Annotated in this window: 17 protein-coding genes and 1 pseudogene; 9 read left to right on the top strand and 9 right to left on the bottom strand. The window is 64.1% G+C overall.

Features of this window, described 5'->3' with window-relative positions:
* Nucleotides 1-174: 174 nt before the first annotated feature.
* Together ACTS1Z_RS06670 and aroB are read left to right on the top strand one after the other, a co-directional pair.
* Complete coding sequence (locus ACTS1Z_RS06670; RefSeq protein ID WP_442623670.1) at nt 175-732, top strand: shikimate kinase; 558 nt, start codon at nt 175-177, stop codon at nt 730-732.
* Nucleotides 729-1,844, top strand: a complete 1,116-nt coding sequence (gene aroB, locus ACTS1Z_RS06665; protein WP_442623669.1) for a 3-dehydroquinate synthase — start codon at nt 729-731, stop codon at nt 1,842-1,844. The genes ACTS1Z_RS06670 and aroB overlap by 4 nt, the downstream gene beginning before the upstream one ends.
* On the opposite strand, the gene ACTS1Z_RS06660 is transcribed toward aroB, so the two are convergent.
* From ACTS1Z_RS06660 to ACTS1Z_RS06640, 5 genes are read right to left on the bottom strand one after another with little or no spacing between them, the layout of a single operon-like run.
* Nucleotides 1,841-3,649 (bottom strand): monovalent cation:proton antiporter-2 (CPA2) family protein, encoded by a 1,809-nt coding sequence (locus ACTS1Z_RS06660; RefSeq protein ID WP_442623668.1) that lies wholly within the window; start codon nt 3,647-3,649, stop codon nt 1,841-1,843. The two genes, aroB and ACTS1Z_RS06660, sit on opposite strands and share 4 nt — an antisense overlap.
* Nucleotides 3,649-4,080, bottom strand: coding sequence for an iron-sulfur cluster assembly scaffold protein (locus ACTS1Z_RS06655; RefSeq protein WP_442623667.1), 432 nt, complete (start codon nt 4,078-4,080; stop codon nt 3,649-3,651). Before ACTS1Z_RS06655 ends, ACTS1Z_RS06660 begins: the two co-directional genes overlap by 1 nt.
* 46 nt (nt 4,081-4,126) lie before the next feature.
* Nucleotides 4,127-4,639, bottom strand: coding sequence for a CvpA family protein (locus tag ACTS1Z_RS06650; RefSeq protein WP_442623666.1), 513 nt, complete (start codon nt 4,637-4,639; stop codon nt 4,127-4,129).
* A 9-nt stretch (nt 4,640-4,648) separates the two neighbouring features.
* On the bottom strand, nt 4,649-6,028 hold the full coding sequence (radA, locus tag ACTS1Z_RS06645) for a DNA repair protein RadA (RefSeq protein ID WP_442623665.1): 1,380 nt from the start codon (nt 6,026-6,028) through the stop codon (nt 4,649-4,651).
* Between the two features lie 41 nt (nt 6,029-6,069).
* Nucleotides 6,070-7,467 carry a UDP-N-acetylmuramate--L-alanine ligase gene (locus ACTS1Z_RS06640; protein WP_442623664.1) on the bottom strand — a complete coding sequence of 466 codons (1,398 nt, stop codon included), beginning with the start codon at nt 7,465-7,467 and terminating at the stop codon, nt 6,070-6,072.
* A gap of 52 nt (nt 7,468-7,519) precedes the next feature.
* Between ACTS1Z_RS06640 and ACTS1Z_RS06635 the strand changes: the two genes are divergently transcribed.
* From ACTS1Z_RS06635 to ACTS1Z_RS06625, 3 genes are all read left to right on the top strand, one after another.
* On the top strand, nt 7,520-8,353 hold the full coding sequence (locus tag ACTS1Z_RS06635) for an LD-carboxypeptidase (RefSeq protein ID WP_442623663.1): 834 nt from the start codon (nt 7,520-7,522) through the stop codon (nt 8,351-8,353).
* Between the two features lie 95 nt (nt 8,354-8,448).
* Nucleotides 8,449-10,077, top strand: coding sequence for a PAS domain S-box protein (locus ACTS1Z_RS06630; RefSeq protein WP_442623662.1), 1,629 nt, complete (start codon nt 8,449-8,451; stop codon nt 10,075-10,077).
* Between the two features lie 53 nt (nt 10,078-10,130).
* On the top strand, nt 10,131-12,431 hold the full coding sequence (locus tag ACTS1Z_RS06625; RefSeq protein ID WP_442623661.1) for a patatin-like protein: 2,301 nt from the start codon (nt 10,131-10,133) through the stop codon (nt 12,429-12,431).
* Here the strand turns inward: ACTS1Z_RS06625 and ACTS1Z_RS06620 are convergent.
* Nucleotides 12,428-13,309, bottom strand: a complete 882-nt coding sequence (locus ACTS1Z_RS06620) for a GNAT family N-acetyltransferase (RefSeq protein WP_442623660.1) — start codon at nt 13,307-13,309, stop codon at nt 12,428-12,430. The genes ACTS1Z_RS06625 and ACTS1Z_RS06620 overlap by 4 nt on opposite strands.
* On the bottom strand, nt 13,306-14,262 hold the full coding sequence (locus tag ACTS1Z_RS06615; RefSeq protein WP_442623659.1) for a polysaccharide deacetylase: 957 nt from the start codon (nt 14,260-14,262) through the stop codon (nt 13,306-13,308). The genes ACTS1Z_RS06620 and ACTS1Z_RS06615 overlap by 4 nt, the downstream gene beginning before the upstream one ends.
* A gap of 135 nt (nt 14,263-14,397) precedes the next feature.
* On the opposite strand from ACTS1Z_RS06615, the gene ACTS1Z_RS06610 reads away from it, so the two are divergent.
* The 3 genes from ACTS1Z_RS06610 to ACTS1Z_RS06600 all read left to right on the top strand — a co-directional run bounded on the left by ACTS1Z_RS06610 (nt 14,398) and on the right by ACTS1Z_RS06600 (nt 17,725).
* Nucleotides 14,398-15,465 (top strand): GNAT family N-acetyltransferase, encoded by a 1,068-nt coding sequence (locus tag ACTS1Z_RS06610; RefSeq protein ID WP_442623658.1) that lies wholly within the window; start codon nt 14,398-14,400, stop codon nt 15,463-15,465.
* 92 nt (nt 15,466-15,557) lie between these two features.
* Nucleotides 15,558-16,643: a GNAT family N-acetyltransferase gene (locus ACTS1Z_RS06605; RefSeq protein WP_442623657.1), complete on the top strand. Its 1,086-nt coding sequence runs from the start codon at nt 15,558-15,560 to the stop codon at nt 16,641-16,643.
* On the top strand, nt 16,640-17,725 hold the full coding sequence (locus ACTS1Z_RS06600) for a hypothetical protein (RefSeq protein WP_442623656.1): 1,086 nt from the start codon (nt 16,640-16,642) through the stop codon (nt 17,723-17,725). Before ACTS1Z_RS06605 ends, ACTS1Z_RS06600 begins: the two co-directional genes overlap by 4 nt.
* A 9-nt stretch (nt 17,726-17,734) precedes the next feature.
* On the opposite strand, the gene uvrC is transcribed toward ACTS1Z_RS06600, so the two are convergent.
* Nucleotides 17,735-19,672 (bottom strand): excinuclease ABC subunit UvrC, encoded by a 1,938-nt coding sequence (gene uvrC, locus ACTS1Z_RS06595; protein WP_442623655.1) that lies wholly within the window; start codon nt 19,670-19,672, stop codon nt 17,735-17,737.
* Nucleotides 19,673-19,746: 74 nt separating this feature from the next.
* Here uvrC and ACTS1Z_RS06590 point away from each other — a divergent pair, with 74 nt between their 5' ends.
* On the top strand, nt 19,747-20,130 hold the full coding sequence (locus ACTS1Z_RS06590; RefSeq protein WP_442623654.1) for a cupin domain-containing protein: 384 nt from the start codon (nt 19,747-19,749) through the stop codon (nt 20,128-20,130).
* Nucleotides 20,131-20,154: 24 nt separating this feature from the next.
* Here ACTS1Z_RS06590 and ACTS1Z_RS06585 read toward each other — a convergent pair.
* Nucleotides 20,155-20,400, bottom strand: a pseudogene (locus tag ACTS1Z_RS06585) (F0F1 ATP synthase subunit B); the annotation flags it as partial.

The raw sequence follows: 20,400 nt of genomic DNA, 5'->3' as shown, positions 1-20,400 counted from the left end.
CTGCGGTTCTACGTCCGTGTCGATGGTCGACAGATAATAGATAAATATCGCCAATCCCACCAGAAACACGAGAAAAAGCAGTAGCGAACGCGACATATTCGACAGTTACCTCGTCATGACCAGCTCTTTTTGAGCTTTTGCTGCGACCGGGCGTCTGTTTATACCGCTAATCCCATGACGCCTACCCCATCCCGAAAAACGCCGGTGACAGCGATAAAACCCCGTATCGACAAGCCGATAGTGCTCGTCGGCCTGATGGGCGTCGGCAAGTCCACGATCGGCAGACGTCTGGCAAGCCGCCTCGGCCTGCCTTTTGTCGACTCGGACGACGAGATAGAGGCCGCAGCCGGCATGACGGTCGGCGAGCTTTTCGAGAATTACGGTGAGGACTATTTCCGCGACGGCGAGCGGCGCGTGATCGCCCGACTGATGGACGGGTCGACGAAGGTGATCGCCACCGGTGGCGGCGCCTTTGTGAACGAAGACACGCGTGCGCTGATCCTCAAGGATGCCATCGCGATCTGGCTCGACGCGGATATCGAGATACTGGCCGAGCGCGTGTCGCGCCGCGATACGCGCCCGCTGGTCCGCGATACCGATCCGAAGATGGTGCTCGGCGAGCTAGCGGCCAAGCGCAACCGCTTCTATTCGCAAGCGCCCATTCACGTGCAGAGCGACGAGGGCGCGCATGAGGATACGGTGGACCGGATAATTGAGGCCCTCGCACAATGACCTTCGGTTCGACCAATGACGTCACCGTCCAGCTCGGCGCGCGGAGCTATACGATCGCGATCGCCGACGGTCTGCTTGATAGCGCCGCGCACCGTCTCGCCGATTATGTCTCGCGCGAAAGGATGATCGTGGTGACCGACGAGAATGTCGCGAAACTCCAGCTGCCCCGGCTTACCGCGTCCGTGCAGGCCGCCGGCATGAGCGTACATCCGATCGTCCTGCCGCCGGGCGAAGCGACCAAGAACTGGCAACAGCTCGAGATGCTGACCGACCAGCTGCTCGCATTCGGCGTCGAGCGTGGCGATCATATCGTGGCATTTGGCGGCGGGGTCATTGGCGACCTTACCGGCTTTGCCGCCGCGATCGTCAAGCGCGGCTGCGGCTTCGTGCAGATCCCGACCACCCTGCTCGCGCAGGTCGACAGTTCGGTCGGCGGGAAGACGGCGATCAACAGCCGCGCGGGCAAGAATCTGATCGGGGCGTTCCACCAGCCGGGCTTCGTCCTCATCGATCCCTCGGTTCTCGATACGTTGCCGCCCCGCGAATTGCGTGCGGGCTATGCCGAGGTCGTCAAATACGGCCTGATCGACGATGCGGATTTCTTCGCCTGGTGCGAAAATCAAGGCGCTGATCTGCTGACCGGAGATCGCACCGCGCAAACCGAAGCGATCCGCCGCAGCGTGACGGCCAAGGCGCGGATCGTCGCCGAGGACGAAACCGAGCGCAGCGGCCGCCGCGCGCTGCTCAATCTGGGCCATACGTTCGGCCATGCGCTCGAAGCCGAAACCGGCTTTTCCGACGCGCTGCTGCATGGCGAAGCCGTGGCCGCCGGCATCTGTCTCGCCTTCGCCTATTCGGCGCGGCGCGGCCTGTGCAGCGCAGCCGACGCCGAGCGCGTGTCCGCGCATTTCGCGGACGCCGGCCTGCCGAACGGTCTGGCGGCAGCCGGCGTGCGAGCCGATGGCGCCACGCTGATCGCGCATATGCGGCACGACAAGAAGATGGAGGGCGGCGCCCTGCCCTTCCTGCTCGCACGTGGCATCGGCGAGACCTTCCTAGCCCGCGATGTCGATCTCAACGATGTGGCGGCATTTCTCGACGGGACGGACTAGCGCGGTTCCGTTCCGTCGAAATCGAGCGATTCCGGACCGCCGAAGCTGAGCTCGGCCCCCGCATGCATGTCGCCCTCTTCCCGCTGCACGGCCAGCCTGTCGCAATCGCGCTTGCGGAACTCCTCTTCCACCCGATCGATCAGCGTCTCGTCGAGATCGATCGTCGCCATCGCCGAACGCGCCATGGAAATGGCCGACTCAAGAACTTCGCGGAACGTACCGTCGATCTGCTGATCACCGAGGGCGAGCAGATGCCGACGGTCGAACATCCGCGCGAATATCTTCGCTTTCGGGAAAGCCATGCGAATGGCGTCGAGCCGGTCCGCATTGAAATCGGTGCCGTCATTGCAGAACAGGATCGCCCGCGCCTCGTCGCCGCCCGCCTCGCGCAACAGATCGACCCGCAAACCGTCGCCATAATAGACCTTGCGTCCGAACTCGCCGGACAGATCGATCTGGTCGGGATTGGAATCGATCAGCGTGACCGGAATGTTGGCGCCCATCAGCATCTGCGAGACGGTCTGGCCGAAACGGCCGTGACCGACGACGATGGCGCCGGCCTGCGGCGCTTCGCCGGGCCCGTCCAGGTCTTCGCGGGTCGCCGCTTTCACGCCGCCGAAGCGCTTCGCGAGCGCCATCAGGAACGGCGTCGTCGCCATCGAGAGCGTCACGACGGCGCCGAACAGGCTTGTCGCGGCGCCCGTAACGAGCAGCGCGCGTTCCGCTTCGGCGAAAAGCACGAACGCAAACTCGCCGCCTTGGCTGAGCAGCAGACCCATGACGAAAGCGGCGCGCGCCTTCACCCCGAACAGCAATGCCAAGCCGAAGATGACGGCGACCTTGGTCGCCACCAGCGCCGCCGCCATGCCGACCACGAACAGGGGCTGAGAGAGCACGACATCGACATCAAGCATCATGCCGACGCCGAGGAAGAACAGCCCGAGCAGGATGGAGCGGAACGGGTCGACGTCCGCTTCGAGCTCGTGCCGATAGGGCGAGTCGGCGAGCATGACGCCCGCGACAAACGCGCCGAGCGCCATCGACAAACCGAGCGCATCCATGAGCGCGGCCGCGGCGAACACCGTGAACAGACCCGTGACGATGAACAGCTCGCGCTCGGCAAAGCGCCCCACCAAGGCGAGCAGCGGGCTGAGGATGTACCGCCCGGCAAGCACCAGCCCGACGATCGCCACAACGGCGTATATGGCCAGCAGCCAGCCCGGCGGTGCGCCCGGATCGGCGGGTGCGCGCGATAGTACGGCGACAAGCGTCAGCAGCGGCACGATCGACAGATCCTGGAACAGCAGCACCGAAAAAGCGCGTTCGCCGAGCGGCGTATTGAGCCGTCCTTCGGACTGGAGGAGCGGCAGCACCTGCGCGGTCGACGACAAGGCGAGCGCCATGCCGATGGCGATCGCTGCGGCAACCGTGAAACTCGTGCCCGCCAGCACCAATCCCGTGATCGCGACGCCGCACAGGAGCACTTGCAACAGGCCGAGGCCGAATATGTCGCGGCGCAACCGCCAGAGCCGCGCCGGCGCGAGTTCGAGCCCGACGAGAAACAGCAGCAGCACGATGCCGATTTCGGCAACAGCGACGATCGATTCGCCGCTGTCGATCAGCCCGAGCCCGAACGGCCCGACGACGATACCGGCAATCAGATAGCCCAGCACCGCGCCAAGCCCGATGCGGCGGAAGAGCAGCACGAAGGCCAAGGCCGCGCCGAGCAGAATGAAACCGTCGAGCAGCAGCTCGCCGGTCAGGCCGTGTCCGCCGCCATGGTCTTCGGCGCTTTCTCCGGCCATCAGGCGGCGATCCGAGCTTGCGCCGCGGCATCCGCCACCGCTTCGAAAGCGAGGCGGATGGATGCGTGGCGCGCCTTATGCGGAAGGGCGGGAGTCAAAACCTCGAGACCAGGCCAGTCGCCAGGATCTTCGCGCTCGCCGGCGAGAAACGCCGTGAGTGCATCGCGTGCCGCGGCGAATTCCATCGCGCTGCGCCCCAGTGCATGCCGCGCCATCAGCGCCGCCGATGCCTGGCCGAGCGCGCAGGCACGCACCTCCTGGCCAAGCGCCGCAATCCGCCCCTCGCTATCGATGCAGACATCGACGATCACGCGACTCCCGCAGACGGGCGAACGCTTTTCGACGCTCGCATGCGGCGCATCGAGCCGCGCCTGATGCGGAATCTCGGTCGCGAGTCTCAGGATTTCGGCATTGTAGAGGGCGGCGGACATGCGCCCGATGTAGCCGGTTCGCCGATAAATGCCAGTAAGCCTTGCGTTACTCGGTCTCTTCGCCGCCTTCCTGACGCATCTCGACGAAATCGACGATGGCGCGGCTGCTGGCGTTGAGCAGCGGATAGGTCCGCGATTCCTGCATCCATGCGGGCCGCTCGGCGTTCCCGCCATACACGATATCGGTCGCCAGATTGGCGAGCAGGAACACCAGCGTCACGACGATCAGCCCTTTCACCGCGCCGAAACCGATCCCGAGCAGCCTGTCGAACGGGCCGATGATAGATTCGCGCAGGCCGATGCCAAGCTTGCGTCCGATAAAGCGGCTGCCGAAAAAGAACGCGCCGAACACCAGCGCGAAGGCGAGGATCGGCGCCGCGCCGCCGGGCCCCGTCAGCGCCTCGAACAATATCGTCGCATCGCCATGGAACAGCCGAAGCGCGATCACCGCGATCAGCCAGGAGAGCAGCGTCATCACCTCGAAGGTGAAACCGCGCATAAAGCCGCGGATCGCGCCGCCGCCGGCCAGAATCAGGACAATCGCATCGAGCGCGGTCATGAAATGCCGCTAGGCGCGGTCCAGCAGATGGTCAACCAGCGCGCGCAGCGTGGAAAAGCCGTTAAGCGTCATGCCGCTCTCCCGGCTATCGACCGCCGATGGCAGCAGCGCCTTGGCAAAACCCAGCTTGGACGCTTCGCGCAGCCTTAACCCCGCATGCGAAACCGTGCGTACCTCGCCCGACAGCGATATCTCGCCGAACGCCACGGTATCGGCATCGACCGGCCGCTCGGCGAGCGCCGAGATCAGCGCTGCCGCGACCGCAAGGTCCGCAGCCGGATCGGCGACGCGATAGCCGCCGGCAACGTTCAGATAGACTTCCGATGTTGCGAAACTCAGCCCGCAGCGCGCCTCCAGCACGGCGAGGATCATCGCCAGCCGCCCAGAATCCCAGCCGACGACCGCGCGGCGCGGCGTCGCCCCGCTCGCCAGCCGCACCACCAGCGCCTGGATTTCGACGAGCACCGGCCGCGTGCCTTCGAGCGCCGGAAAGACGACCGCGCCGCTGACATCGTCCTGCCGGTTCGTCAGGAACAGCGACGACGGGTTGGCGACCTCTTCCAGTCCCTGCTCGGCCATTGCGAACACGCCGATCTCGTCGGTGCCGCCGAAGCGGTTCTTTATCGCGCGCAATATCCGATATTGATGGCTGCGCTCCCCTTCGAAGCTTAGCACCGTATCGACCATATGTTCGAGCACGCGCGGGCCCGCGATCGCGCCGTCCTTGGTGACATGGCCGACCAGCACGACCGCCGTCCCGCGTTCCTTGGCGAAGCGGATCAGTTCCTGGGCCGCGGCGCGCACCTGGCTCACCGTACCCGGCGCGCCTTCGATAAGGTCGCTATGCATGGTCTGGATCGAATCGATCACCAGCAGCGCCGGTGGTTTCGCCCCGCCGTCTCCGAGCGTCGTCAGGATATCGCGGACGGATGTCGCGGCGGCGAGTTTCATCGGCGCTTCGCCAAGCCCCAGCCGCCGGGCTCGGAGCCGGATCTGGTCCGCCGCCTCCTCGCCCGAAATATAGGTGACGTCATGGCCGCGCTTGGCGATGATCGCGCTGGCTTGGAGGAGCAGCGTCGATTTGCCGATGCCCGGATCGCCGCCGAGCAAGGTCGCCGAGCCCTCTACCAGCCCGCCGCCGAGCGCACGGTCGAATTCGGCAATGCCGGTCGTGATGCGCTCGGGCAGCGCGATATCCGCGTCGAGGCCGACGAGATCGACCGCCTTGCCGCCCGATTGCAGATTATGCTTGGCCTGGAACGGCGTGACGACGCCCGACGCATCCTCGACCAGCGTATTCCATTCCCCGCAATCCGCGCACTGGCCCTGCCATTTCGAGGCGACCGATCCGCAGGATTGGCAGACATAGCGTTTTTTTGCCTTGGCCATGATGGTCTCTTAGCGAGAACAAAAGGGGAATACCAGTGCCGTTATCGCGCGGCGAGCTTATCGAGAATATCGGCCGCGAAGGTCGACAGCGTGTCGTCGCGCGCGCCCATCACGATAATCCGGTCGCCGGGCCGCGCCAGTTCCGCCAGCTTCGCGCCGCAATCGGCGCGCGCTGGGATATGCTCGGCCTGCCGCCCGGCTTGCATCACGCCATCGACGATCGCCTCGCTGCCGACGCTGCGGTCCGTTGTTCCACCGAAATAGACCGGATCGCAGAGTATTAGGACATCTTTTTCAGACAAATTATCGGCGAAACAGGCGATCAGTTCATGGCCCATCTGCTTGAGCGGGCCATAGCCGTGCGGCTGGAAGAAGACGAGGAGCCGGCCCTGAAAGGCGTGGAGCGTTTTCAGGGTCGCAGCAATCTTGTCCGGGTTGTGCCCGAAATCGTCGATCACCGTGACGTCATTCGCCGTCCCGACGATCTCGAACCGCCGCCTGAGGCCCAGAAACCGGCCGATCGCGGCAGCTGCCTCGGCCAGTTCGATCCCGCAGGCGCGCGCGGTAGACAGCGCCGCCAGCGCATTCGCCACATTATGCCGCCCGGGCACGGCGAGCTCTACCCTCTGGCTATCGCCGCCATCGAGCACTGAAAATGCAACGGAAAGCGGCTTTTCGGCAATATCGATGGCCCGCATATCGGCATCGGCACCGAAGCCAAAGGTTCGGAGCCGCTCCGGTTCGACACCCCGCGCCAGCGCCGCGCTCTCGCCATCGTCGATATTGACGATCGCATGCCCCGCGCGCTTCAGAAATCCGCCGAACAGCGCACGCAATTCCGCCATCGACTTGTGATCGAGCGAGATATTGTTGAGTATCGCGATATCGGGCGCATAGAGCGCGATCGACCCATCGCTCTCATCAACCTCGCTGACAAAACTGTCCCCCTGCCCCACAAGCGCACTGGCGAAGGGTGTATCGTCCGAAATGAAATTCTTCATCACCGCCCCGTTCATCACGGTCGGGTCATGCCCGCAATCGTGCAGGATCCAGCCGATCATGCCGGTCACCGTCGATTTTCCGCTGGTACCCGCGACACCGATGCTGCGCGGCGCAGCGTTGAACAGCCGCGCGAGCAGCTCGGGCCGCGTAACGCGCTCCAAGCCGAGTTCGCGTGACGCCATGACGTCAGGCACCGTGTCTTCCACGGCGGCGGATGCCACAAGTATCTGATTTTTATCGATCAATCCGCTGCCGTCCTGCGGAAACAGGTCGATACCCTGGGCGCGCAGCCAGTCGAACTTGTCCGCCGTCCGGCCCTGATCGAGCGCCCGGTCAGAGCCGGCAACCGTGAAACCGCGTCCGCGCAGGATGCTCGCCAACGGCAGCATCCCGCTACCGCCAATTCCGCAAAAGAAATAGGATTTGTCCTCTGTCATCCCGCCTCGCTATGGGGAGCCGCACGGTTTTTCAATTTCGGAGATGCAGGCGGTGGCAAAAAAAGCGATGCGCATCGGCATTGTCGCGATCAGCTCGCCGTTCAATCCTAAAACTGCCGACCGCGTGCAGCGCCTTGCCGCATCGATTTTTCCCGAAAACCCGCCGGAACTGGTCGTTCATCCCAACAGCTTTCTGACGCACGGCCATTTCGCCGGCCCCGACAGCGCGCGCATCGACGCTTTTCTCGAAATCGCCAACGATCCCGAGATCGATGCGCTCTGGTTCGCTCGCGGCGGCTATGGCGCCTGCCGCGTGGCCGAAGCCGCACTGCGCGGCCTTGAGCCCGCCGCGGGCGAGAAAGTCTATCTCGGCTATAGCGATGCCGGCGTGATGCTCGCGGCGCTCTACGGACAGGGCTATCGCGTCGCGCACGGGCCGATGTGCCAGGACATCGTGCGTACGGACGGCGACGCGGCGGTTGCGCGCGCGCTGAATTGGCTGGTGAATGCGGATCCGGGTACGCTCGAACCGTCACTGGACGGATCAACGCCTGCCGCGGCGTTCAATATGATAACGCTGAGCCAGATTCTCGGCACGTCGCTCCAGCCGGACCTGACAGCCCATGTGATAATGCTCGAGGAAATATCTGAATATTTGTACAAAATAGACCGGACAATGCACCATGTCACGGCCAATCCAGGTATCCGCAAAGCGGCTGGTATCCGCCTCGGCCGCTGCAGCGACATGCTCGAGAATGATACTGATTTCGGCATGACGGCAGAGGAGATCGTCCGTGACTGGTGCGAACGATCCGGTATCTCCTATCTCGGCACTGCCGATATCGGCCATGACGCCGATAACCGGATCGTGCCCTTTGGTATTTGAAAATTGGGGAAAAACGCCTCGCCCTTTACGCGGAATTAACCATGAACGGCGAAAAGCAATCCGGAGACGACGCAAGATCATCCGGGGATGCATGCATGACGGACCTGTCGGCCGAGGCCACGCTGGATCACAGCCGCGACCGCACTCTGCGCCGGATGTATGCCGAAACGCAGAGTTTCGTGTGCCGCTTCACCGCCGATGCAGGGTTCGAAGGCGCGCAGCCTGACTGGGTGGCACTCACCGGGCAATCGCGGGCCGAGTATGCCGGCGAGGGCTGGTTGAACGCCATTCACCCCGACGATATCGCGATGACCAAGCGCGAATGGTCAGCAGCCGGCAAAAAGTGCCAACCATTCATCCGCACACACCGCATCCGAAACCGCGACGGCGAATGGCGGCGCTTCGCTGTAAAGGGCGTCCCGATCACCGATGATAGTGGCGCAGTTATCCACTGGACCGCGCTGCATTCCGATATCACGGACCTTCGGCCCAACAGCCGCGAAAAAGTCGTACCGTTGGACAGCGCCGACCTACCGCCGCTCGAATATTCGGCAATCATGGATCAGCTCGGCGAAGGCGTGATCGTGACCGACGCGCTCGGCCAGATCGTTTTCGTGAACGACAAGGCGACCGAATTGCACGGCGTCAAAAGCCTGCACGTCGAGCCCGAAAATTACACGGACAGCTACCATCTGTTTACGATAGACGGCGCGCCCTATCCGCCACTGGAGCTGCCGCTGGCCCGCGCCGTGCTGAGGGGCGAAACGGTGGAAGATGCGCGTTGGCGTATCCGGCGGCCCGACGGCACCGAAATACTGGCCATCGGCACGGCACGGCCGCTCTACGATTCCGACGGCAACCAGCAGGGCGGCGTGCTGACGATGAGCGACGACACCGCGCGTCACGGCGCGGAAGAGCAGCTCGCGCTGCTCAACGAAACGCTCGAGACGCGTATTGCCGAAGCGGTCGAGGAACGGGCGATCGCCGAAGAGGCGCTCGTCCAGGCGCAGAAGATGGAGGCGGTCGGCCAGTTGACCGGCGGCATAGCCCATGACTTCAACAATCTGCTGACCGTGATCTCGGGCAGCATGCAGTTGCTCGAACTGCGGTTGAAAGATCTCGATGATGAAAAGGTTCGCCGGCACATGGACGCCATTACGGGTGCGACACAGCGCGCCGCGGCTTTGACGCAGCGCCTCCTCGCCTTTTCGCGCCGCCAATCGCTGAGCCCGCAACCCACGGAACTCAATACACTGATCGGCGAACTGGGTGACATGATCCGGCGCACCATTGGCGAGGCGATCGTTTTCAACACGGAGCTGGCGCCGGACATGCGGCCGGTCTTCGTCGACCGCAATCAACTCGAGAATGTCCTGCTGAACCTGTCGCTAAACGCGCGCGACGCGATGCCGCACGGCGGACAACTCTGGCTCAAGACCGCGGAAAAGCATGTTGGCGAGGAGGACGCCAATCTCTCGGAAGGCGTTTATGCCGTCATTTCTGTTATCGATACCGGCAACGGTATGGATGAGGCCACCATCGCCCGCGCGTTCGAGCCGTTCTTTACGACGAAGGAAGTGGGCAAAGGCACGGGTCTCGGCCTCTCCATGATCTACGGCTTTCTCAAGCAGTCGGGCGGGCATGCCGAAATTGCGTCGGAGCCCGGAGTCGGCACGACCATAAAACTCTACCTGCCAACCTATCCCAAATGCGCGGCTGCGTAGAACGGGCCCGCCCGCGCTCGACAAACGCGGCCTCTCCTGTCACCTAACCGCCCATGCGGGAGAAAGAGCTGCGCCTGGCCCTTGTCTGTTATGGCGGCATCAGTCTCGCAATCTACATGCACGGGATCACGAAGGAAATCTGGCGTCTCCTGCGCGCCAGCAGGGCTTTTCACGACGATCTCGCGCCGACCGATACGTCCCAGCGGCTCTATCGCGAGCTGCTGGAAAAAATCGAGCGCGACTGCGATGTCAAGCTACGCGCCATGGTCGACATCATTGCCGGCGCGAGCGCGGGCGGGATCAACGGCGTGTTCCTCGCCGAAGCCATCGCGTCGGGCAAATCGCTCGATCCGCTGACTCGGCTATGGCTGGAAAAGGCCGATGTCGATATCCTGCTCGCGCCCGACAAGCGGCCGATCTCGCGCTTCACCAAATTCTGGGCGACACCCATCGCCTGGGCCGTGGCGCGACGGCGCGGAGGTACGGTGGCGACGACCGTCGATCCGGCCGCGCAGGACGAAGTCAGCGCAAAGCTTTCCCGCTTCGTTCGCGCGAAATGGTTCCAGCCGCCCTTCGGCGGCGAAGGTTTCACCAATCTCGCACTCGATGCGCTGGAATCGATGGAGACGATGGCGGCGGGTCAGCCGCTCCTTCCCGACGGCCAGCCGCTCGACCTGTTCGTCACGGTCACCGATTTTCATGGGCATCCGCAAAAACTGCGCCTTAACTCGCCGCCCGAAATTATCGAGACCGAGCATCGGCTCACATTGTCCTTCACCGATCATGGCAGCGAGGACCGGAAGCTGGGCAGTATCGCCGAACTCGCTTTCGCCGTGCGCGCAACGGCAAGTTTTCCCGGCGCGTTTCCACCCTTTACGGTGCTAGAGCTGGACAAGGTGCTGGAGCAGCGCGGGATCGCCTGGCCGGGCCGTACCGATTTTCTGAAACGCGTCCTGCCCAAGCAGTTCGCCGCCGGAACCGCGGAAACGACTGCGCTTATCGACGGCTCGGTGCTCGCCAACGCCCCGTTCGGTCCGGCGATCGACGCCCTGCGCGATCGCCCCGCTCATCGCGAGGTCGACCGCCGGTTCGTCTATATCGATCCCAAGCCCGGCATTCGCAGCATCCGGATGGGCGAGAATAGCGACGAGCCGCCCGGCTTCTTCCGGGCGATATTCGGCGCATTATCGGATATCCCGCGCGAGCAGCCGATCCGCGACAATCTCGAAGCGATCGAGCGGCACTCGCGGCGAATCATGCGGATGCGGCGCATAGTCGAGGCGATCCGGCCGCAGGTCGAAACCGCTATCGCCGACGATTTCGGGCGCACTCTTTTTCTGAACCGGCCCACGCCGCAACGGCTTGCGGGGTGGCGCGCCAAGGCGCAGAATTTCGCGGTCAAGGAAGCCGGCTATGCCTATGGCTCCTATGCCCAGCTCAAACTGTCAGGCATTGTCGAGGAGCTGGCCGAGATACTCTCAGATCTTGCCGATGAGGACGCCCGGTCTCGCGACATGCGGCGGGCGATATGGCTCGAGATCGGCAAGAAAGGTTTGGGCAAGGCCGATGCGGCCGCGCTTGACGGGAATAACGACGAGGCCGTCTCCTTCTTCCGCGAGCACGACCTGCTCTTCCGCACACGCCGACTGCGCTTTCTGCTGCGCGCGCTCCACCAGATCGAAGAGAGCGGTCAATGCGATCCCGAGGCGATCAACGCGGCCCGCGACGCAATTTACGATACGCTCGGCGACTATCTCGATCGGGAACGGCCCGAATATTATGATGACGCGATGGTGGACGCGGCCCGCAACGCCTTTGCGGAACCGGGCATCGCATTGGAAAGGCTGGCCGAGGCGCGCGATCTGCAGGCCGCCGACACGCGCGGCGAAGAATTGCTCGCCGGGGCATTGGCGACACTTCCCAAGGCGGAACGCCGGACGATGCTGTTCGCCTATCTGGGCTTTCCCTTTTACGACGTCGCAACATTGCCGCTGCTGCAGGGCGAAGGCCTGGACGAGTTCGATCCGGTCAAGGTCGACCGGATCGCGCCCGAAGATGCGCAATCGATCCGCGAAGGCGGCGCAGAGGCGACGCTCAAGGGCCTCGAGTTCAACAGTTTCGGCGCGTTCTTCAGCCGCAGTTACCGCGAGAACGACTTCCTCTGGGGCCGCCTCCACGGCGCCGAGCGGCTGATCGACATCCTGTTGTCGACAATACCCGAAAAGGAAAGCCTGTCAGAACTCGATGTGGCAGAATTCAAGAAGCGCGCCTTTCGCGCCGTTCTCGAAGAGGAGCGGCCCCGCCTCACGCATATCCAATCGCTGATGGACCAGATCGAAGACGAGATCGGCTAGCTTGCGGGCCGCAGTCTCTTGGCGAGCGCCACGATCCCGTCGAAGCCGCTCAATGCCGCCACAAGCGCGCGATTGGCGAAACTCTTGCGAAGCAACAGCAGGTCCGCGCAATCGAGCTTGCCGGTGGCGAACCGCTGTTTCTGCTCGCCATCGCCTTCGGTGAAGTCGAACCGGCGGAAGCGATTTTCGTCGATGATCTGCCGCAGTGCCTCCATCAGCAGGACCGTGCCCGGTGAATGGCGCGACCATTCCGGATCGTAGCCGAGATAGGCATAGACCAGCGTATCGCCGTCAGCGGGCGCATAGAGATAGCTGACGGGTTTACCGTCGGCGAAGAGAAGCCAGCCGCGCACCTGGTCGCGCGACGCCGCGCGCATCATATCGCTGACAAACTCCGCATCGTCGGGCAGGCCATAGTCGAGCAGTTTTTCCTGATAGGTTTTCGTAGAGAGCCGGCGGGCGAGATCGTGAAATTCGGCCATCTCGTCTTGTGTCCGATAGGTGCGAAAATCGAGGTCGCCGCCGGAAAGCTTGGCAAATTTGCGAACCTTCCGGCGCAGCGTCGAACGGCTCTTGCCGGAGAAAGTTGCAAGATAGTCGTCGAAGCTGCCAGACAGATCGGCATAGCGGCGCGCATAACGCTGGCGGACGAGCGCGATCATGTCGCCGTGCCGCTCCGTAAGCGATGCGAGTTGCCCCTCGGGCAACGATGTCAGGAAATAGCCATCGGCAGCCGGCGGAAGCGGCGGCAGCTCGATGCCCTGCCCGGCCATCGCCTGGTCCAAAGACAAGCCGATACGGACGAGCTTGCGCCGGACGGAAAACATCGTGCGCGCACCGACGCGGAAGCGCAGAGGCAGGGAAACCGCGGCCGTCATGCCGCCCGCCGTTCGATGAGATTGGCCCAAAGCTGCCCGATCATCCGTCCAGCGACCAATGACGCCGAAGCGGACACCGGTTCGATCGCGCGATCCAGCGGTAGATCGTCAAGCTCCGCGAAACGCGCAGTCGGTGCCGCCTCCGCCCGGCGTTCGAGCAACGCGCACAGGCCGTCGAACCGGTTCTTGACGACCGGATTCGGCCGCGCGCCGCCGCGCGTGGCGAGCTCGAAACTATGGCCCACGATCGTGACGACAGGATGATCGTTGGCGACGGCATGATCGAGCGCATGCGCCATCTCCGCCAGCGACACCGCGCAAATCTGCAAATGCCGTAATCCGCCATTGCCGAGCCGCATCTGCGACACCGGAATCTCGATTACGCCCGCATGCTGTAAGGGCGCCACCTGATCCAGCGGCAGCGACAGCGCGCTCGGCCATGGTCCCTCGCAGCCATTATGGCTGGAATCGTAGCGGATACCGATATCGGCGAGCGCCCGCGCGGTGTCGTCGTTGGCCGCATAGCTGCCGGACCGAAAGGCGATCGGCTCGGGCGCACCGGCGGCGACCAGCAGATCGCGCGCCTCGGCGATCAGGTCGCGCTGCTTTTCGTAGGGATGGTCGATCAGCTCGAAGACGGTGTCTTCCGCGACCCTACTGTCGACCCGCGCCTGCTCCCACATCGGATGGAGGTGCAACTGGACCTCCTGACCGGCCGAAAGTACCGTTTCGACCATGCGCTTGACCGGATCGAGGCCGTAAAGCTTCGCGGGCATCGGATCGATGAAAAAGCAGGCGTTCAGCCCATGCCGGTTCACCACTTCGAGCTGATAGGTCAGTCCGACCCCGGCTGGCTCGATGCTGTGCGCATAATTCTCCGCCCAGCCTGAACCGGCCAGATGATGCCGCCAGGTCAGTTCCGTATCGATCGTTAGAAGCACACGCGTTGCCATGCCTATCGCATAGCGGCTTGCCGATAATAATGAGTAAACCATTGCCGCGAGACGCCGCCTAAACGCCATATTAAGCCTGATTGGCTATGCCGCTGCGAACGAAGGACAATCCATCAGCGGAGACCCGCCATCTACATGGAGCGCGTTAACGAAGGCCGGGAACTCGCTGGCCGCTGGGTGCAGCCCGAGCGCGCGGCGCTGGAGCGGCTGACCGAGACGGCTGACCCGCTGCATGCCTTCCTGCGCCCGCGCTGGTATGAGGCGTCGCATGCCGATGTCGCCTTCCATGGCTTCGAAAACGGCGGACGATTGATCGCCGCTTTCCCGCTGACGCAGCGCAAAATGGGACCGTTTGCCGTGCAGGAGGTGGCCGGACCCTATTGGCCATTCCGGAGCGTTCCGCTCGCCCAAGACGCGACGGACGCCGAGATAGCAGCGATGCTGTCCGGAACCGGCGCACGAGAGGCGCTCGGCAAGGCGTGGCGGCTCGGGCCGGTGCAGGATAACGATCCAGCGCTGCAACGGCTGCTGCCGGCCGCGCGCGAGGGCGGATGGACGATCTTCCGCCGCGCCATCGCGCAGAGCTTCGATATCGACGTCGCCACGCTCCGCGAGAAAAAGCCCTGGCCGAGCAAATCCGCGATGCGGCAGACGCGCAACTATGCGAACCGGCTCGCGCGTATCGGCGAAGTCGAATATCGCCACGCGACTGGCGCTGACTGGACCGCCGACGATCGCGACGCGATGGGCGAGATCGAAGCGCATAGCTGGCTTGCCGATCAGGGCAGCGATGCCGACACCAAGTTTCTCGACTCTCATAGCCGGGCGATGTGGGAAGCTGTGGCCGAGGACCCGGTTCTGGCGCCGTTCCTATTCTGCAGCATCGTGCGTGTCGACGGCACACCGGCCGCTTTCACTTTCGGCCTGGAGATCGGCGCGATCCGCTACCAAATCGCCAACAACTTCAATGAACGGTTCAAGGACTGCAGCCCCGGCCGGATCATCCTGACGATGAATTATGCCGATGCGGCCGAGCGCGGGATCTCGACCATCAACTGGGGCGCCGGCGATGCGGGATACAAGGCGCGCTATGGCGCAGAGCCCGCCGCCGAAATCGTCGACCTGCTGTTCCTCGACAAGGGCTGGACGGAGCAACTGGCCGCCGCGATACTGACGCGCCGCGGCTGGCACCGGATATCCTGATCGGCCCGTTACCACCCGACCATCGAGCGCACCGCTGGCGTTAAGCACGTTTCCACGCGACAATCGGCACGTGAAACGGCATTAATAATGTCATGCTTTTGCAACAAGTTAACGAACTTGGTTACCGCGAGGTCCGGATATCGGACGGCGCGGACGACGAACTTGATGCGCTGACCGCAGCCGCGCCTGCCGCCCGCCAGTTTCTGCGATCGGCCTGGTATCGCGCAGCCTCGCCGAGCCTCCAGATTCTGTCGGCCCAGCGGCCGGACGGCAGCCCGATCCTTGCCCTGCCATATTGCGGCCGCCGCGTCGGCCCGCTGCACATCCGCGAGGTCGCGGGCAGCTACTGGCCGTTTCGCAGCTTTCCGCTCGCCGCGGACGCCAGCCTCCCGGAAATCGAAGCCGTGCTTGGGAGCGAGCAGTTTGCGCGCACGCTCGGCCGTGTCTGGCGCCTCGGTCCGGTCTATAGCGACGATCCGACCGCAAGGCGGCTGATCAAGGCGGCGCCGGATACGGGTTGGACGGTCATTCGCCGGCCGACGGCGCGAATATATGAGCTCGACCTCCAGGCGCTGCGGCGGGACGGGCCATGGCCGCGCACAAAGACATTGCGCAAAAATCGCTGGCGGGAGCGCCGCCTGGCGAGCGACGGGGACGTGCGGTACGAATTTCTGACCGGCCGCGACCTGACCGACCACCGCTACGACGCGATGGCGGAGATCGAACGCAATTCCTGGCTTGCCGATCTCGACGATGGCGGGGACACCAAATTTCTCGATCCTGCGATCCGGCAAGTCTGGCAGCGCATCGCTGCGGACACCGAACTCGCGCCCATGCTGTTCGCCAGCGTGATGTGGATCGGCGACCGGCCAGCAGCCTTCTCTTTCGGCATCGAGGCTGGCGATACGCGTTACTATATCGCCAACAATTATGACGAGCGCTTCGCCAAGTTCGGGCCGGGCAAGCTGCTGCTTTACGCGGATCTTGAGCGCGCGGCCGATAATGGCGTCAGGCTCGTCAGCTGGGGCGCGGGCGATGCCGGCTACAAGTCCGAAATGGGAGCGGAACCCGGCCCCGAGAGCACCGACCTGTTTTTCGCGCGCGGACGACTGCTCGCCGCCCTGCTCCGGCCGCTGCTGATGCGCGGCGCGCATTCCGACGAGGAGGTCCGGCCATGACGTCTCACGCCAATGTCACGCAAGAGAACGCAGCAAGTGCGGCGCTCCCGATCCCGATCTGGACGGCGGCCATTTTTGCAGGCGCGATGCTCGTCGCGCTGTGTCTCTACGAATATGTCGCGCTCGACTGGCATCCGGCACGCGAAGAGCCGGCGCTCTACACCGTCTATCACTGGATGCGCATGGCCATATCGGTCGCCCTTGCGGCAATGCTGGCGCGCGCAATCGCCGCGCAGCCTGAACTCGACCATACGCAGCCGCTGACCGATCGCGAGCGCCAGGTGGGCACGCTCAGCCTCGCCATCGCGATCGGCGCGATCGCGCTGCTCGCCGCCAACCGTCCACTGTTCCACGCCATGGCCGCTGAGGATCTGGCGCTCGAATGGGCTTCGGCCTTGCTGATCTTCATGGGCGGTATGCTCTTCCTCGCCGCCGCGGCGGATGGCTGGAAGACCGGCAGGAACCGGATCGATCTGCTCCTCATGCTCGGCTTTGGCGGCCTGTTCCTGCTGATCGCGATGGAAGAGGTTTCCTGGGGCCAGCGCGTCATCGGCTTTGCCACGCCGGAGGCGATGGCCGAGGCGAACTGGCAGGACGAATTCAACTTCCACAATCTGCAGACCGATATCTCGGAGCTCGGCTACTATGCGGGCGCCGGCATACTGTTGATCCTCCTGCCGCTGGTCCGCGACGCGATGCCGAATTGGGCGCCGATACGCCGATTTGCGGCCTTCATCCCGGGCCGCATGGTCGCACTCGTCAGTGCGCCGATGCTCTTCCTGAGCTATGGCCATTGGAACCTGCTGCCGATCCAGTGGCTCGCATTCTTCGGGATCATGGCCATGGCGATCTTCGCGCGATCGGCCTTGCGGCGCGGCGCGCGCGACGAAGCCATGCTGTTCGCGACGATGGGCGCGGCGGTTGCGATCGGACAGCTCGCGGTGCTGACCTTCGGCCCGTCGATGATCGAGATTTTCGACGCCACCGAGTATCGCGAATTCTTCATTGCGCTCGGCCTCGCCTGTTTCGCCTGGCAATTCCATTGCGCGCAGAAATCAGCGCCAGCCAACGTCGAGACCTAAGTCGAACCGTTAGCCGCTAGCGTGGAAATGGTCGTAGATCGTCTGCGCCATCGCTTTCGAGACGCCGGGTACCCGCGCCAGATCGTCGAGACCGGCGGACTTTACCGCCCGCGCTGTGCCGAAATGCAGCAATAGGGCACGTTTGCGCGCCGGCCCGATGCCGGGCACCTGGTCGAGCGGGCTCGTGCCCATCGCCTTGGCGCGCTTCTGCCGGTGCGCGCCGATGGCGAAGCGGTGCGCCTCGTCGCGCAGCCGCTGGAGATAGAAGAGCAAAGGGCTGTTCGCCGGCAGCATCTGCTCGCGCCCGTCGGGAAAATGAAAATGCTCGCGCCCGGCATTGCGGTCCGGGCCTTTGGAAATGCCGATCAGCGCGACGTCTGCGATGCCCATCTCCTCCAGCGTCTCGGCCGCCGCGCTCACCTGCCCCTTGCCGCCGTCGATCAGCACGAGATCGGGCCATTCGCCCTTGCGCCGCTCCGGGTCTTCCTTTTCCGCGCGCGCGAAGCGGCGCTGGAATACTTCCCGCATCATCGCGAAATCGTCGCCCGGCGCGGTTTCCGGGTTCTTGATATTGAACTTGCGATAGTTGGATTTGCGATAGCCTTCCGGCCCCGCGACCACCATCGCGCCGACGGCATTGGTGCCCGAAACATGGCTGTTGTCGTAAATCTCGATCCGGTCGGGCGGCTCGTCCAGTTCGAACAGTTCGGCCATCTGCCGCATGATCTTAGCCTGGGACGAGGATTCCGCCAGCCGCCGCTCCAGCGCTTCCTCGGCATTGCGCGCAGCCTGTTCGCGCAATTTCCGCTGATCCCCGCGTTGCGGGACCTTGATCGTCACCTTGCGGTTCGCCCGTTCGGCCAGCGCTTCAGCGAGCAGCTCCGTCTCGGGCAGCTCGCGGTCGACGAGCACGAGTTTCGGCGGCGGCACTTCCTCGTAGAATTGCATGAGGAAGGCCTGCAGGGCCTCCGCGTCGGGCACATCCTTGGTGTGCGCGGGGAAAAAGCTACGGTGCCCCCAATTCTGGCCGCCACGAATGAAAAAGGCCTGGATGCCGACCGTGCCGCCCTTGCTCGCCAGCGCGAAGACATCGGCATCGGACACGCCCTGCGCGGTAATCGCCTGGCTGCCCTGAATGAAGGTCAGCGCCTTCAGCCGGTCGCGATAGACGGCGGCCATCTCGAAATCGAGCTCCTCGGACGCCTTCTCCATCTGCGCGCCGAGCTTCTGCTGCACACGGGTGCTCTTGCCGGACAGGAACGCCTTCGCGTCCTCGACCAGCTCGTCATAATCCGCCTCGCTGATCCGCCCGACGCAGGGCGCCGAGCAGCGGCGGATCTGGTAGAGCAGGCAGGGCCGGTCGCGATTGGCGAAAAAGCTGTCCGTGCAGTTGCGGATCAGGAACATCTTCTGCAGCGCGTTGATCGTCCGGTTGACCGAGCCGGCACTGGCGAACGGCCCGAAATACTGCCCTTTCGCGCGCCGCGCACCACGATGCTTCATGATCCGCGGGAAGTCGTGATCTTCGCGCAGCAGGATGAAGGGGAAGCTTTTGTCGTCGCGCAGCAGAACATTATAGGGCGGCCGATAGCGCTTGATGAGTTGCGCCTCGAGCAGCAGCGCTTCGGCCTCGGTCTCGGTCGTGACGATGGTCATCGCCCGCGTCTGCGCGACCATCCGCTGCAATCGTTTGGGCAGTTGCGCGATCTGCGTGTAGTTCGGCACGCGCGACTTGAGGCTCGCCGCCTTGCCGACATAGAGAACATCGCTGCGCGCATCGAGCATCCGGTAGACGCCGGGCCGCGCGGGCAGCGTCTTCACGACATCGCGGATCGCCGCGACCCCGGCTTCGAGATCGGGCGCATCGGCACCCTTGACCGTATAGGTCGCCTTTTCTTCGTTGAAGCGCTCGGCGGCACGCGGATGATCGGGGCGGTCGGCTTTCACGGGAGTGATTTAGGCATTGGCGGCGCGCACGGCAAACCGCTAGTCATGGCACCAAACAGATAAAGAGGATCGCCATGACAACCCCTGCCCTGCTGTCCCTCCTTCTTCTCAGTGCCGCCGCGCAAGAGCCGGCAAGCGCGGCGGACGTCCTGCCCGAAGCGTTCGAGGCCGGCTGGCAGGGCCAGGACACATGCGAGCAGCTGTTCGAGAATGACGAGATCCGGGTCGGCCGTTGCACCTTCCCGCCGGGCATCGGCCATGAGCGCCACTGGCACCCGCGCCACTGGGGCTATATCCTGTCGGGCGGAACGATGCGGATCACCGACGCGACCGGCACCGCGGAACGCAGTTTCGAGACGGGCGGCAACTGGTGGAGCGACGGCGTCGAATGGCACGAGGCCGTCAATATCGGCGATACGACGGCCGTCTATCTGATTATCGAACCGAAAGACGATTAGGGCGACGAGCGCCCCGGCGCACGGCTAATTCAGCCGCGCATCCATGTTCGAGATCGTCCGGTCGATCAGCGCTTTGTCCGCTTCCGCGTCATGCTTCTGCTCGATCAGCGCGGCAGCAGCGGCGGTCGCGGCGCTCGCGGCCTTGGCGCGGACTTCGGCGACCGCGCTGCGTTCCGCAGCAGCGATCTTTTCCTCGGCCAGACGCTGGCGGCGCTCGATCAGCGCATCGGCATCGGCTTCGGCCTGGGTAACGATCTGGTCGGCTTCTTC

The organism is Parasphingopyxis sp. (genome assembly GCF_052168295.1).
Lineage (GTDB): Bacteria > Pseudomonadota > Alphaproteobacteria > Sphingomonadales > Sphingomonadaceae > Parasphingopyxis.
The sequence above is the reverse complement of the archived record's forward strand: the minus strand, read 5'-3'. Positions and strand labels throughout refer to the sequence as shown.

What these genes read in the sequence shown, in the direction of transcription:
- ACTS1Z_RS06660 (WP_442623668.1), bottom strand. Translation starts at nt 3,649, where the DNA reads ATGGCCGGAGAAAGCGCCGAAGACCATGGCGGCGGACACGGCCTGACC.
- ACTS1Z_RS06670 (WP_442623670.1), top strand. Translation starts at nt 175, where the DNA reads ATGACGCCTACCCCATCCCGAAAAACGCCGGTGACAGCGATAAAACCC.
- ACTS1Z_RS06640 (WP_442623664.1), bottom strand. Translation starts at nt 7,467, where the DNA reads ATGACAGAGGACAAATCCTATTTCTTTTGCGGAATTGGCGGTAGCGGG.
- ACTS1Z_RS06605 (WP_442623657.1), top strand. Translation starts at nt 15,558, where the DNA reads ATGCTTTTGCAACAAGTTAACGAACTTGGTTACCGCGAGGTCCGGATA.
- ACTS1Z_RS06610 (WP_442623658.1), top strand. Translation starts at nt 14,398, where the DNA reads ATGGAGCGCGTTAACGAAGGCCGGGAACTCGCTGGCCGCTGGGTGCAG.
- radA (WP_442623665.1), bottom strand. Translation starts at nt 6,028, where the DNA reads ATGGCCAAGGCAAAAAAACGCTATGTCTGCCAATCCTGCGGATCGGTC.
- ACTS1Z_RS06590 (WP_442623654.1), top strand. Translation starts at nt 19,747, where the DNA reads ATGACAACCCCTGCCCTGCTGTCCCTCCTTCTTCTCAGTGCCGCCGCG.
- ACTS1Z_RS06620 (WP_442623660.1), bottom strand. Translation starts at nt 13,309, where the DNA reads ATGACGGCCGCGGTTTCCCTGCCTCTGCGCTTCCGCGTCGGTGCGCGC.
- aroB (WP_442623669.1), top strand. Translation starts at nt 729, where the DNA reads ATGACCTTCGGTTCGACCAATGACGTCACCGTCCAGCTCGGCGCGCGG.
- ACTS1Z_RS06625 (WP_442623661.1), top strand. Translation starts at nt 10,131, where the DNA reads ATGCGGGAGAAAGAGCTGCGCCTGGCCCTTGTCTGTTATGGCGGCATC.
- ACTS1Z_RS06600 (WP_442623656.1), top strand. Translation starts at nt 16,640, where the DNA reads ATGACGTCTCACGCCAATGTCACGCAAGAGAACGCAGCAAGTGCGGCG.
- ACTS1Z_RS06630 (WP_442623662.1), top strand. Translation starts at nt 8,449, where the DNA reads ATGACGGACCTGTCGGCCGAGGCCACGCTGGATCACAGCCGCGACCGC.
- ACTS1Z_RS06655 (WP_442623667.1), bottom strand. Translation starts at nt 4,080, where the DNA reads ATGTCCGCCGCCCTCTACAATGCCGAAATCCTGAGACTCGCGACCGAG.
- ACTS1Z_RS06650 (WP_442623666.1), bottom strand. Translation starts at nt 4,639, where the DNA reads ATGACCGCGCTCGATGCGATTGTCCTGATTCTGGCCGGCGGCGGCGCG.
- ACTS1Z_RS06615 (WP_442623659.1), bottom strand. Translation starts at nt 14,262, where the DNA reads ATGGCAACGCGTGTGCTTCTAACGATCGATACGGAACTGACCTGGCGG.